Source organism: Streptomyces sp. TLI_105, assembly GCF_900105415.1.
Lineage (GTDB): Bacteria > Actinomycetota > Actinomycetes > Streptomycetales > Streptomycetaceae > Streptomyces.
In genome coordinates this window covers 82583-95899 of the sequence record NZ_FNSM01000002.1, presented here as the reverse complement: position 1 = coordinate 95899, position 13317 = coordinate 82583, and the positions used below count along the sequence as shown (strand labels likewise).

Genomic DNA, 13317 nt, shown 5'->3' with positions numbered 1-13317 from the left:
GTCCCTTCATGTCCGACGCCGCCATCGTCTGCTCGAACCTCTCCTTCGCCTGGCCCGACGACACCCCCGTCATCGATGACCTGTCCTTCAGCGTGCCTCCCGGCCGTACGGGCCTGGTCGCCCCCAACGGCTCCGGCAAGTCCACCCTGCTCAAGCTGATCGCGGGTGAACTCAGGCCGACCACCGGCACGGTGTCCGTCGACGGCACCCTCGGCCACCTCCCGCAGAGCCTGCCCCTGACCGGGAACCTCACGGTCGCCGAGGTGCTCGGCATCGCCGAGGTGATCCGCGCCCTGGACGCCGTCGAGTCCGGCGACGTCGCCGAGGAGCACTTCACCACCATCGGCGACGACTGGGACATCGAGGAGCGCACCCGTGCCCAGCTCGACCGCCTGGGCCTGGCCGACCTCGCCCTGAACCGCAGTCTGAGCACGCTCAGCGGCGGCCAGGTGGTCTCCCTCGGCCTCGCCGCCCAGCTGCTCAGGCGCCCGGACGTGCTGCTGCTCGACGAGCCCACCAACAACCTCGACCTTCAGGCCCGCCACAAGCTCTACGACGTGCTGTCGGACTTCAACGGCTGCCTGCTCCTGGTCAGCCACGACCGCGCGCTGCTCGACCGCATGGAACGCATCGCCGAACTCGGCAGCGACGAACTGCGCCTGTACGGCGGCGACTTCACCGCGTACGAGGAAGCCGTCCGCGCCGAGCAGGAGGTCGCCGAGAAGAACGTGCGCAATGCCGAGCAGGAGCTCAAGCGGGAGAAGCGGGAGATGCAGCAGGCCCGCGAGCGCGCGGACCGCCGGGCGAGCAACGCCGCCAAGAACCTCAAGAACGCCGGCCTGCCGCGCATCTTCGCCGGCACCATGAAGCGGGGCGCGCAGGAGGCCGCGGGCCGGGCCGGGCAGATGCACGCCTCCCGGGTCGGCGAGGCCAAGGCGCGCCTGGACGAGGCCGGGCGCGCGCTGCGCGAGGAACAGCGCCTCACCCTGGAACTGCCCGACACCCGGGTGCCCGCCGGCCGCAACCTGTTCCTCGGCGAGGGCATGCAGGTGCGTCTGGGCGAGGAGGACGTGTTCGCGCCGGGTGGTGTCGACCTGACCGTCCGGGGCCCGGAACGCATCGCGCTGACCGGGCCCAACGGCGCGGGGAAGACCACCCTGATGCGCCTGATCACCGGCGACCTCGCCCCGGACAGCGGGGAGATCAAGCGCAACGACGGCCGGATCGCCTATCTGTCGCAGCGCCTGGACCTGCTGGACCCGGATCGCACGGTGGCGGAGAACTTCGCCGCCTTCGCCCCCGCGCGGCCGGAGGCGGAGCGGATGAACCTGCTCGCCCGCTTCCTCTTCCGGGGCCCCCGGGCCCACCTGCCGGTCGGGGTCCTCTCGGGCGGCGAGCGGCTGCGCGCCACCCTGGCCTGCGTACTGTGCGCCGACCCGGCCCCCCAGCTGCTGCTGCTCGACGAACCGACGAACAACCTCGACCTGGTCAGCGCGGGCCAGCTGGAAAGCGCGCTCAACTCCTATCAGGGAGCGTTCCTGGTGGTCAGTCACGACGAGAGGTTCCTCACCGGGATCGGCGTGGACCGCTGGCTGCGGCTGGCCGACGGCGCGCTCAAGGAGACCGGAGCCCCCGAGGCGTGATCCGCCGACGCGTGACACGGCCCGCGCTCGGGGCCGTACGCCCCGCGGGCCGACCACCGACACATCGAAGGGACAGCCATGCCCCAGCCCGCTCTCCTCGCCCACGACCTCGTACGCGACCTGGGCGGCCGCCGGGTCCTCGACGGCGTCAGCCTGACCGCCTCCCCCGGCCACCGCATCGGTCTGATCGGGGAGAACGGCGTCGGTAAGTCCACCCTGCTGCGGGTGCTCGCCGGCGTCGACGAACCCGACGCCGGAAGCGTCACCCGCCCCGGCGACCTCGGTTTCCTCCACCAGGAAATGCCGTACGACGCCGACTCCACCATCGCCACGGTCCTTGACGAGGCGCTCCGCGAGGCCCGTGAGGACCTCGCGGAGCTGGACCGGCTCGGCGGGGAACTCGCCCGTGTCCCGGAGGACGCCCCGGGTCACCAGGAACTCCTCGACGCCTACGGCCTGAGGCTGGAGCAGGCCCAGGACCGGGAGTCGTGGGACGCCGACCGCCGGGCCTCCCTGGTCCTCGACGGCCTGGGCCTCGGCGGCGTCGGACGCGACCGTCCGCTCGGGTCCCTCTCGGGAGGGCAGCGCGGGCGGCTGGCCCTGGCTGCCCTGCTCGTACGGCGTCCGTCGGCGCTGCTGCTGGACGAGCCGACGAACCACCTCGACGACGACGCGGCCGCGTTCCTGGAGGACCAGGTCCGCGGCCTGCCCGGGACCGTGGTGGTAGCCAGCCACGACCGGGCGTTCCTCGACGCCGTCTGCACCGACCTGATCGACCTCGACCCGGCGGTGGACGGCCCGGTCCGCTTCGGCGGGAACTACAGCGCCTATCTGTCCGCGAAGCACGCCGAGCGGGAGCGCTGGGAGCGGCGGTACGCCGAGGAGCAGCAGGAACTGGAGGAGCTGCGCCGGTCGGCGGGCGTGACGGCGCACCGGCTCGCACCGGATCGGGGCCGTACCGACAACGAGAAGATGGGCTACGGCCATCGCGCGGGCCGGGTGCAGAACCAGATCTCCCGCCGGGTGCGCAACGCCGCCCGGCGCCTGGAGGAGCTGGAGCGCGCTCAGGTCGCCGAGCCGCCGCGCCCGCTGCGGTTCGCCGCCGGCGACCTGGCTGCCCGGGCCTCGGAGGGACCTCAGCCGCTGGTGGCCTTGCACGGGGTCCGGGTGCCGGGCCGGCTCGCTCTCGACGCCCTGGAGGTGGCGGTGACCGAGCGGCTGCTGGTCACGGGCGGGAACGGCGCCGGGAAGTCGACGCTGCTGGCCGTCCTCGCGGGACGTCTCGAGGCCGAGGGCGAGGTGCGCCGCCGACGTCGGCTGACGGTGGGGCTTCTCACCCAGGACACCGTGTTCGAACGGCCCGAGCGCACGGTCCGCGACACCTACGAGCTGTCGCTGGGCGCGGCGCGGGCGGAGAAGGTGCCGCTGGAGTCGCTCGGTCTGATGCACGAGGCGGACCTGGACAAGCCGGTCAACCGACTGTCGGTGGGCCAGCGCAGGCGTCTGGCCCTTGCCCTCCTGGTGGCCCGTCCGCCCCAGCTGCTGCTGCTCGACGAGCCGACCAACCACCTCTCCCCCCGACTGTGCGACGAACTGGAAGAGGCGCTGGGCGGCGGACCGGGAGCGATCGTGGTCGCCAGTCACGACCGCTGGCTCCGGCGTCGCTGGCAGGGCCGTGAGCTGCGGCTGACATCGGAACGCGACCGAGTGCGAGAGGTGGCCCCGGCCCGGTTGTGACCTGCGGACGCAGGCAACGCGGGCGCCCGATCCGACGTCTGGCAAGCAGATGACGAACGGGCGCGGACCGGTCCGCGCCGTGTGAAGGGACCTGCTTGTGCTCGTAGGACTGCTGACCGCCGTCGCCGCCTCGATCTGTTACGGCACGGGATCCGTCCTGCAGGCCGTCGGCTCCCGCAAGTCCGCCCGGCGCGAGACGGCCGCGGCGGGGCGGGTCACCCAGCACGGCGGTCCGAGCCTGTCGTCGACCGCGAAGGCCGCGATGACCTGGGAATTCATCGCCGGCACGATCCTGGACTTCGTCGGCTTCGGCCTCGGGGCGCTCGCCGCCCGCCTGCTCCCGCTGTTTCTCTCCCAGACCGTGATCAGCGCCAACCTGGTCATCACGGCCGTCCTCAGCGTGCGGCTGCTCGGCATCCGGCTGACCCGCGCCGAGTGGACCTCGATCGGCGTGGTCTGCTCGGCCCTGGTGCTGCTTGCGAGCGCGGCGGGCCCGGAAGGCAGCGGACGCACCCCGATCGCCACGCACTGGTGGCTGCTCGCGGTCTCCCTGCTGCTGATGGCCGGCGGCACGGTCCTCGTACGGGTGCTCGGCGCCCGGGCGGCGATCCTCGCCGGCCTTCTGTCGGGTCTCGGCTTCGGCGCGCTCGGGGTCGGAGTGCGGATCCTGAACGGCATCGACCCCTTCGCCCTGGGGACGCTCCTGACCGACCCGGCGCTGTACGCGATCCTGGTGGCCGGCGTCGGCGGCATGTACCTGCACACGGTCGCGCTGCAAGTCGGCTCGGTGAACGGGGCGACGGCGGCGCTCGTGGTCGGCGAGACCGTGCTGCCGGGGATGATCGGTGTGTGGTGGCTGGGAGACGCCTCCCGCCCGGGTTTCGCCTGGGCGGCCGTTCTCGGCTTCGTCCTGGCGGTCACGGGCGCGGTGGCGGTGGCGTGGTTCGGTGCCCCGGAGAGCCACGGGGCGGAGGCGGAGCCCGACCGTCAGCCGGAACCCGTACGCGTTCCGTGAGACCCGACAGCCGTGCCGTGCCCGGCCGGCTTTCCGAGAACACTCCGTCCAGCAGGTCCAGGGCCGCCGCTACGGCCGAATCCGCCGTGCCGCGTCGGCACACGGTGATCGCCACGTCGAGGGTGTGCTGCGTGCATCGTGGAGGGACACCGCATGCCGGCTCTTCGGCAGTTCGACCGTCACCGGTCGGTCCGGTCCGAGCAGACGGGCGGTGGCGGGTCCGGCCGCCGCCGGGACCACGGGTTCGGCGCGCCCGGCCGCGGTGCCCGACACGACGTACGCCAGGGCCACGGCGGTCGTGACAGCCGTGACGGCCGAAGCGGCGGCAGCGGCCGCCCGCCTGCGCTGGCGTCGTACCCGGCGCCGGATGCGGTCCATCCGGTCCGCGCTGGTGATGACGCATGACGAGGCGGTGAGCGCGAGTGCGGGCAGGCGCGTGCACATCCGCGTCGGCCGGCTCGGGCATGAGGTGGCAAGAGGGAGGCGTCCGCGACTGGGTTCTGCCCGCGGGTCGCGTCGCGGCCGGCGCCGTGACCGCCCGCGGAGGGACCCACGGGACCTGTGGTCCGAAGCGCTGGCCGGTGTGCTCGCCCGTCCGGTGAGTTCGGCGCGGACCATCCTGGGCACGGTGCTCGGCATCGGCACACTCGTCATCACGAGCGGTGCCGCCTCGACGGCCAACCAGATCGTCGGCCGATTCGATGCCCTCACGGCCACCTCGGTGTCGGTCGTGGTGCCGGTGCGCCCGCCGGGCTCTCCCAGGCCGGCCCTGGTGCCGTGGACCGGTCCCGAAGCGGTGGCGCGGCTGACCGGGATCTAGCCGGTCGCCGCCTTGTCGGAGTCCGACGACACGGCTTCGGTGCAGGTGCGGACGAACGACGTGGTTGCCCCGGGGACGGTGACCGGTCAGACCCCGGCGGTGGTGTCGGCCACCCCCACCCTGCCCGCGGCGGTGCACGGCACCATGGCGACGGGCCGGTTCTTCGACGAAGGGGGCATCGCCCGGCGCGACCGGGTGGTCGTCCTCGTCGACCAGGTCGCCCGGCTGCTCTGGGTGCCCCGGTCGCCGGCGCGCTCGCGGGCCTGTGCCCGTCGCTGCGGGCCGCGAGGATGGAGCCCGTGGACGCCCTGCGCTCGCCGTCCTGACCGGAGGCGCGGAGAGGAGAGGTGTCGTACGGAGGAGGGCGCGCCGGTGGCCCCCGAGCCGGGATTCGGACCGCCGGCGCCGGGACGGTCATCGGCCACGGGGATCATCTGGGCTCCGGACGGCCGCCCAGGTCTCGCCACCCGCGTGTTCGGCGGTGGGGACCTCCACCTGGACAACGGAACGTCGGATCGAAAGGTCCATCACATGTCGTACGTCGGGCGGGCGGAACATGTGCGGTCGCGTTCCGCCTCCAGGTGTCATGCTGGATACTTTGTCGGATGTGCCGTTTCGGCGTCCCCGCCCGTGCACATGTGTCACGTGGCGGCCCGACCTGACGGACTGTGGCACGATGTGAGAAACGATGGGATCGGCCGCGAATGGACCTGAACGCGCGCTATTCGGTCCTGGGCACCGTGCGTGTCCTGCGCGGTGGCACCGAGGTCGATCCGGGCCCGCCGAAGCGGATGGCGCTGCTCGCTCTGCTCGTGTTGCGTGCTCCCGGCCCCCTCCTCCTGAGCGAAGCGGTGGACGTCCTGTGGGGCGAAGCACCACCGGCCAGCGCAGTCAATGTCGTGCACCGGCACATCGGCGCGCTGCGCAGGACGCTCGAACCCGAACTCCGGAGCAGGACGGAGGCGACACACCTCGTACGCACCGCGGACGGATACCGGCTGCGGGGCGACAGCTCCACCTCGGACCTGCCGCGCTTCCGCGATCTGAGAGCGCGGGCACAGCGAGTCCTCGGGGGCGGCTCCGCCGCACAGGCTGCGCAGGACTTCATGGCGGCGCTGCGACTGTGGCGCGGCCCGGTGGTCGCGACGGGCACCCAGGTGGCGCAGCATCCGGTCTTCACCTCGGTCGGGCACGAGTTCGTCGCGACGGTGAAGGAGGCGGCTGACACCGTGCTCTCGGCGGCACCGGCCCTGACCGACGAAGCGCTGGCGACGTTGCGGCGCGCGGTGGAGTGCCATCCCTTCGACGAGGCTCTGCACCGCCGCATCATCGCCGCCCTGGCCGCGACCGGGCGGCAGGCGGAGGCGCTGCAGCAGTTCGAGGGCATCCGCCGGGGGTTGGCCGAGGAGCTCGGGGTCGATCCCGGACCTGAGCTGTGCGCCGCCCGGCAGCGCCTCCTCCGGCACAGAGACTCGGGCGAGACCTGCCGGACGGCACGGCGGCCCACCGCCGCCGGCGGGCCGTCCCGACTGCCCGCGGACTGCGCATCGTTCGCCGGCTGCCGGAAGGTCCTGAGCCGGTGCCTGGAACTGCTGCCACCGGAGCGCGGCACGCCGTCGCATACGACGACGGCCGTGATCTGCGGTATGGCCGGGGTCGGGAAGACGACCCCGGCCGTGCACTGGGGTCACCGGGCCTCCGAGCGCTTTCCCGACGGGCGGATCCACGTGGACCTTCGAGGTCACCACCCGTCCCTGCCGCCCCTGGAACCGGCCGGGGCCAGTGCCGAGCGGGCCGCCCGGGAGGAACTCGTGGAGTTGTGCGGCGGGCTGCCGCTGGCCCTGGCCGTCGCCGGGGCCCGGGCGCTGGCCCGGCCGCGACTCGCCCTGAGCACGATCACGGCCGCGCTGAGGGATCCCGCCGAGCGCCTCGACATGCTGTCGGGCAGTGACGCCCGTACCGACACCCGCAGCGTCTTCCACCGCTCGTACGACCTCTTGGACGGCAGGGCCGCGCGTCTGTTCCGGTTACTCGGCCTGCATCCGTCGCGTGAGATCACCTTGCCAGCCGGCACCGACCTGTGCCGGACCCGGCAGGACGTGGCCGAGCTGATGGATCATCACCTGCTTGTCGAGCCGATCGCCGGACGGTACGCCTGCCACGGCCTGCTGCACGCCTTCGCCGCGGAACTGTGCCTTCTGTCGGACCCGCCGAGCGCACGCTCCGAGGCCCTCGCCCGGATCGTCGAGCGCTACCTGTACAGCACGGAGGCGGCCTCGGCACTGCTGACACCCGGCCACGACCCGCTGGTCCCGCCGCCGCGCCGACCGGGCATCATCCCCCAGCGTTTCGCCGGACACACCGACGCCGCCGAGTGGATCGCCGCCGAACGGTACGTACTGCCGGACCTGGCGCGCTCGCTCGGTCACGGCCCGGGGAGCGAGAGGTACCGCCGGCTGTTGGCCTCGGCCGTGGAGAGGTGTGTCGTGCTCCGCAGGTGAGGGGCGGTGATCGCTCCGGCTCGGACACCTGGCTCCGCCATGGGTGCCGCTCACGCCGCCTCGGGGCGTGCGATCGCCCGCAGTTTGCGCAGGGCGTTGTGCTGGCGGCTCTTGACGGTGCCGGTCGGCACACCGAGGATGCCGGCGGTCTCCTTGATACTGCGGTCGCAGAGGTAGAGGTGCACCAGCACCGCGCGGTGTTCGGGGGACAGCCCGTCCAACAGCGGCGCGGTGACCAGGGCGTCGTGCACCGTCTCGGTGCCGTCGGTGACCGAGACCGGGTCGCTGTAGGTGACGCCGATGACCTCTCTGCGGGCGTGGGGCTTGCGCACCCAGTCGATGACCAGGTGGCGGGTGACGGTGAAGAGCCAGCCCCGGACGGATCCTTCCATCCCGACGAGGCGGTCGATGTTCCGCCAGGCGCGGATCATGGACTCCTGCACGATGTCCTCGGCGAGCCCGCGGTCCCCCAGCATCTTCTCGGCATACGTGACGAGGCCGTCCCGGTGTTCCCTCATGATCGTGCCGAGCAGCTCGGACGGGGACTCGGCCGTGACGGGCGTGGCCATGGTGTTCTGAACCATCCTGGTTCTCTGTCGTGTGGCGACCAGGGGCCGGATGTGGCCCCGCGCGTGAACTGTAGACACGGACGAGTGCCTGAAAACTGCCGCATTTGTGTCGTCGGGATGACGTCAGGAGCGTAGCGCGGGATCAGATCAGATGAACACACGTATCGACTTCTCGCACTGGCCTTGTTGGAGGCGGTCGGGCTGCACCCCGCTCCGTGGCCGCGGTCCTGGTCACCCACACGCACAACGACCGCAACGGTACGGCCGAGTGCCTGCGCGCCGAGTACGGGCCGTGCACGCCCTGCGCGCCGGGGGAACGGCCCACGTGCCGGTCACGGACCGGTTCACCACGGAGTGGCGCGGGATGCCGTGGCGGTGGCCCAAGAACACGCGGCACGCCACACCTGAGACGGAAGGAGGCCTCGTCATGGGCGGTTCGGTGACACATATGCGGGCAGACTGTGCAGGGAGAGAACCCCCGTACGACCTGGCCTGCCGCCCCGAGTGGCCGAAGAAGCAACGCCGCTCGATGCATACACCGGTACATCGGCGCTTATCGTGAAAGGGGAACATCCCGGCGTCACGTCCGGCGTCAACACTTATCTACACGGGGACCCCGCCATGGGTACCATGCGCAACAGCATTCATACCGAGGGAGTGAAACGGTCGTGACCAACCAGTCAGCCGCCGCCCTCCGATCGCGGTTGGTGGACCAAGCCGCGTCGGACCTGGAGGAGAACCGCCGGCGCCAGCAGCAGCTGGCGGAGCAGATCACCGTGCTGAAGCAGGAAGAAGCCCTCCTGACGGACATCCTGGATCTCGCCCAGCGGTACGAGGGCTTCGCGGACGCGTCCCGACTGCCCGAGCAGCTGCAGGACGAGCCCGTCGGAACGAAGGCGAAGCGGACCCCGGCCCGGACCGCTCCCGCGGGTGGCAAGGCGAAGGCCGACGCGAAGGGGAAGTCGCGTCAGCCTCTGCTGGGAGACCTCCTGCTGGAACTGCTCGGCAAGCACGACGGTCCGCGCCTGGCCAAGGAGCTCAGGGACGAACTCCTGGCGAAGCACCCGGACCGCAACCCGACGCCACAGGTGGTGCGCAACACCCTGGAGGCCCTGGTCGCCAAGGGTCGCATCGAGCGTCACAAGCAGCAGCGTTCGGTGATGTACACCCTCGTCTAGCCGGGCGAGGACGACCGATGCACCACTCGTCCCGCATGCGGCGGATCGCCGCGGGTGTGCCTCTGGCGGACCGGCATCGTCCGTGTCCCCCTTGCCATCAGGCCGACGGCAGGTGTGCGTCCCGCGGCTCCGCATGCCGGAATGACCGGCCGTACCGGGCAGCCTTCGCCCGCCCCCACCGGGAACCGTCCCCCGTGCACCGGGGTTTCTGTGGAGAGGGCCCACGTACGCGCCGGTGTGCGCGCCGCCCAGCACCATCGGGCAGCCCGACGGCGACGGCCACTTGCCTCGAACGGTCACGGAAAGGACCTCCCGCCGGACACGCCGCGCGGCACCCCGCTCACGCAGTGGCGTAGTCGGCGAGCGAGGCCTCCAACAGGCCGAAGGCGGTTGCCGCCTCCGCGGTGACGGTGGCGGAGATACGAGCGTTGCCCTGGCCGGCCAGGGCGAGTTCCTGAATGCGCCGAAACGGCGAAGCCGGGGCCGGAGAAACCGGCGACCGGGTCGGCACCCGCGTCACACGTATGCGACCACGCCCCTCCGCGCCACCCAGTCGGCCTCCCCGGCGGTCGCGACCGCCGGGCGCCGCAGGGCCGACCTGCCGACCGCGCAGCCGGAGAACACCGCCCTGGCCTCCGCTCGCCCGGCCACGGAAGACACATCGGCCACGCGCACGCAGGCCCCTGCCACCCCGGACAGCACTCGGACCACGAGCCCGGCTACGGAAACGCGGACGGACACCCCGCCGGCCTCGACCTCTCCGTCCGAGGTCTGCCTGCCCGTGGTGTGCCTGCCCGTCTCCTGATCTCGCCAGAGGCCGTCCCGAACGGCGGTCCTCGCAGACAGCCAGGGCTCTCTGAACGTCCCATGGGCCCCGTTGCCGTACCGTCCGGTCCTCCGGGAGGCCTCATACCCGCCAGACGTTGTCGAACGCCTGATCCTCGGCACCGCGCCGCAGCCGTTCGGCCTTCAGTTCCGTCACCGCATCGCCGACGGAGGCCAGCACAGTGGTGACGGAAGCATCCCCGTCCAGGTCGCCGCCGTCCCACGGGAAGGCGCCGATGCCCAGGAGCGCCGCCAGAGAGGCGAGTACCGGGTCGCCGGAAGCAAGGCGCTTCCGCGCGCCTCAGTTCGGGCGCGTCGGCCGGGACTGCCCGCGCGGACCTCGGCCGCAGAAGGTGTCCCCGTGGCCGGGTGAGGAGGTCCGCCCGCTCCACGGTGCGCTCGGGAGACCGGCTCAGGGCAAGGAGGGCGAGATCGCGGGTGGTGCTCATGCGTCGCTCCTGGTGTCCAGCCCGTGTCGGAGGAAGGCGGACGGCAGCGGGCCGTATCCGGAGAAGATCGCGTTCTGCGTCCAGAACCACACCTCGGTCTCGGTGGACCACGGCTTCTCCTCGCCGCCCGTCGTGGTCCGGGACCGCGACCGCTCCAGCGTGGCAGCGGGGGTGCGGACGGCGCCGGAGCCACGACCGCCCTTGTGCATGCGGATGCCGAAGGCCATGTCCTGTCTCGCTCTCGGGTCGGGGGGCGGGTCCCGCGTGGGGGCGTGGGAGTCGCGGGACCCGCAGTCTGGGGGCCGGATCAGGCAGCCGCGGCGTTGATAACGACGGGGACGTTGTCGCGGGTGGCCTTGGAGTACGGGCAGATCTGGTGGGCGGCCCGCGCGAGCTCCTGCGCGGTGGCCCGGTCGACGCCGCCGAGGACGGGGTTGAGCACCGCGGAGAGGGAGAACTCGCCGTCGTCGCCGTGGGTGAGGGTGATCTCGGCTGTGATGCTGGTGCTGGTCAGCCGGATCTTGCGCTGGGTCGCGGCACGGCGCAAGGCACCGAGGAAGCAGGCGGCCCAACCGGCGGCCAGGAGCTGCTCGGGGTTGGTTGCCGTGCCGGCGCCGCCGAGCTCCTTCGGGAGGCCGAGGCTGGTCTCCAGGAGGCCGTCGGCGGAGCGGACACGACCGCCGTTGCGGCCCTCTCCGTCGACGTCGACAACGGCGGTGTAGGTGACTGCCATGGCTATTGCTCCCCATCTGGGTCGAAAAGTCGTACGGAACCGCTTCACCGGAACTTCTTTCGTCACCGATTGAGGCGGTGACGAAAGCATGGCAGTCGTTGAGTAACCTGTCAAGACGGATAGCTCACGCACACCTGTTTTTCTTCGGGTCAAGTGCACACGTTTTTCGAAAAGGAGCACTACACTCTCGTCACATCAGGGTCCCTTCGGTCCCTGACACCCTGCTTCCCCACCGGGTGTGAAGTGTTCGGGCAGGCAGGACAAGGACGGTTCCGCGCCGCGTGCGTGAAACCGCCTCGTCCGTCCCCTCCACCTCCAAGGAACGTCCATGAGCAGCGAAGGCTCACCGCGCTTCGACCCGCGGGCCGGCGGCCGGCAGGTCCTCGGTCCGGAGCCCTTGCTGCCCCCCTCCCTCTCCGACCGTGGGAACGCACACCTCTTCGTACGCCTGCATCGTGACCAGTTCCGCCATGTCAAGGGCCTCGGCTGGTTCTCCTGGGACGGATATCGGTGGCGGCGCGGCGGCGGTGAGAAGGACGCGCTGTGGGCGGCCGGAGAGATGGCGGAGAACCTGGCCTCCACGGATCCGCGCGGGGCGTACGGCGACGACGAACTCGCGCAGCACAAGCGGCGCAGTCTGTCGACGGCCGGCCTCAAGGCACTCCTGACGCAGGCCAAGGCCTCGCCGGACATGTCCGTGGATCCTGACAGGCTGGACGGGAATCCGTACGCCCTCTGCACCCCCGCAGGTGTGATCGACCTGCGCAACGGGCGCCTCCACAAGCCCGATCCCGCACGCGATCTCCATTCCCGTGCGACCGCCGTCGCCCCCGAGCGCGTGCCGACGCCCCGCTGGCACCGGTTTCTGACCGACACCTTCGGCGGCGACGACGAGGGCCGCGAGATGATCGACTTCCTGCATCTGCTGCTCGGCTACTCGATCACCGGCGACGTGGGCGCCCAGGTGCTGCCCTTCCTGCACGGCGAGGGCAAGAACGGGAAGTCGGTGCTGCTCGACATCATGATCCGACTTCTCGGTGACTACGCGGATGTCGCCCCACCGGGCTTCCTGACGGACCGCGGCTCCTTCTCCGAACACTCCACCGAGCTCACCGAACTGCACGGGCGCCGCCTGGTCGTGTGCAGCGAGCTGCGGCCGAACGACAGGTTTGACGAGACCCGGGTACGGCTCCTGACCGGCGGCGACAGGATCAAGGCGCGGCGCATGAGGCAGGACTACTTCTCGTTCACCCCGACCCATCACCTGTGGCTGCTCGGCAACCACCGGCCCGAGGTCTCCACGGGCGGCTTCGCGTTCTGGCGGCGCATACGCATGGTGCCCTTCACCCGCACGGTCCCCGCGCACCGCAGGATAGACAACCTCGCCTTCGAACTGGTGCGTGACGAGGGCCCCGGGATCCTCCAGTGGCTCGTCGAAGGGGCGCAGCGCTACCTGGCCACCAGGGATCCGCTGGAGGGGCCGGACAGGGTGCAGATCGCCACCACGGCCTACGCCGCCACGGAGGACCACATAGGCCGCTTCCTGAGCGAGTGCACCAGCCGCTGCGGGGACGTCACCGGAACCGGGAAGGACCTGAGGGTGGAACAGGGCACGCTCTACGCGGAGTACAGCTTCTGGTGCCAGACTGTGGAAGGGATACGGCCCGCGAGCCCCCGGGCCTTCGCCCAGCGCGTCCGCCACGAGGTGGAGGTCGCCTCCCCCACCGAGATGATCAAGTCGAACGGTCGGAAGTACTACCCGGACATCGCCCTGTCGAAGAGGGCGTGACGGTCGGCATGACCGGCCATGCCGCCCCGGAGCGTACTCCCACCGGAACGTACGCCGC

General features: G+C 71.6%; 11 protein-coding genes. 7 read left to right on the top strand and 4 right to left on the bottom strand.

What is annotated here, in order from left to right; translation table 11 throughout:
• Positions 1-8: 8 nt before the first annotated feature.
• From abc-f to BLW86_RS39710, 5 genes are all read left to right on the top strand, one after another.
• Positions 9-1643 carry a ribosomal protection-like ABC-F family protein gene (gene abc-f, locus BLW86_RS39735; protein ID WP_093879183.1) on the top strand — a complete coding sequence of 545 codons (1635 nt, stop codon included), beginning with the start codon at positions 9-11 and terminating at the stop codon, positions 1641-1643.
• A gap of 78 nt (positions 1644-1721) precedes the next feature.
• The gene (locus BLW86_RS39730) at positions 1722-3380 is read left to right on the top strand and encodes an ABC-F family ATP-binding cassette domain-containing protein (protein ID WP_093879182.1); all 1659 of its coding nucleotides are present in this window, start codon (positions 1722-1724) and stop codon (positions 3378-3380) included.
• Between the two features lie 97 nt (positions 3381-3477).
• Complete coding sequence (locus BLW86_RS39725) at positions 3478-4395, top strand: hypothetical protein (RefSeq protein ID WP_093879181.1); 918 nt, start codon at positions 3478-3480, stop codon at positions 4393-4395.
• Between the two features lie 307 nt (positions 4396-4702).
• Positions 4703-5215, top strand: a complete 513-nt coding sequence (locus BLW86_RS41695) for a hypothetical protein (RefSeq protein WP_143060355.1) — start codon at positions 4703-4705, stop codon at positions 5213-5215.
• 704 nt (positions 5216-5919) lie between these two features.
• Complete coding sequence (locus BLW86_RS39710) at positions 5920-7716, top strand: AfsR/SARP family transcriptional regulator (RefSeq protein WP_256341772.1); 1797 nt, start codon at positions 5920-5922, stop codon at positions 7714-7716.
• Positions 7717-7766: 50 nt separating this feature from the next.
• Here BLW86_RS39710 and BLW86_RS39700 read toward each other — a convergent pair whose 3' ends face one another.
• Positions 7767-8300 (bottom strand): sigma-70 family RNA polymerase sigma factor, encoded by a 534-nt coding sequence (locus BLW86_RS39700; RefSeq protein ID WP_093879177.1) that lies wholly within the window; start codon positions 8298-8300, stop codon positions 7767-7769.
• Between the two features lie 653 nt (positions 8301-8953).
• Here BLW86_RS39700 and BLW86_RS39695 point away from each other — a divergent pair.
• A complete protein-coding gene (locus tag BLW86_RS39695; protein WP_177181988.1) occupies positions 8954-9463 on the top strand; it encodes a hypothetical protein in 510 nt (169 codons plus the stop codon).
• A gap of 516 nt (positions 9464-9979) precedes the next feature.
• Here BLW86_RS39695 and BLW86_RS42460 read toward each other — a convergent pair.
• The 3 genes from BLW86_RS42460 to BLW86_RS39675 all read right to left on the bottom strand — a co-directional run bounded on the left by BLW86_RS42460 (position 9980) and on the right by BLW86_RS39675 (position 11470).
• Positions 9980-10132 carry a hypothetical protein gene (locus BLW86_RS42460; protein ID WP_177181987.1) on the bottom strand — a complete coding sequence of 51 codons (153 nt, stop codon included), beginning with the start codon at positions 10130-10132 and terminating at the stop codon, positions 9980-9982.
• A 601-nt stretch (positions 10133-10733) separates the two neighbouring features.
• Positions 10734-10964, bottom strand: coding sequence for a hypothetical protein (locus BLW86_RS39680; RefSeq protein WP_093879175.1), 231 nt, complete (start codon positions 10962-10964; stop codon positions 10734-10736).
• Between the two features lie 80 nt (positions 10965-11044).
• A complete protein-coding gene (locus BLW86_RS39675; protein ID WP_093879174.1) occupies positions 11045-11470 on the bottom strand; it encodes an Ohr family peroxiredoxin in 426 nt (141 codons plus the stop codon).
• Positions 11471-11798: 328 nt separating this feature from the next.
• Between BLW86_RS39675 and BLW86_RS39670 the strand changes: the two genes are divergently transcribed.
• Positions 11799-13259 (top strand): DNA primase family protein, encoded by a 1461-nt coding sequence (locus tag BLW86_RS39670; RefSeq protein ID WP_093879173.1) that lies wholly within the window; start codon positions 11799-11801, stop codon positions 13257-13259.
• The last annotated feature ends 58 nt before the right edge of the window (positions 13260-13317 follow it).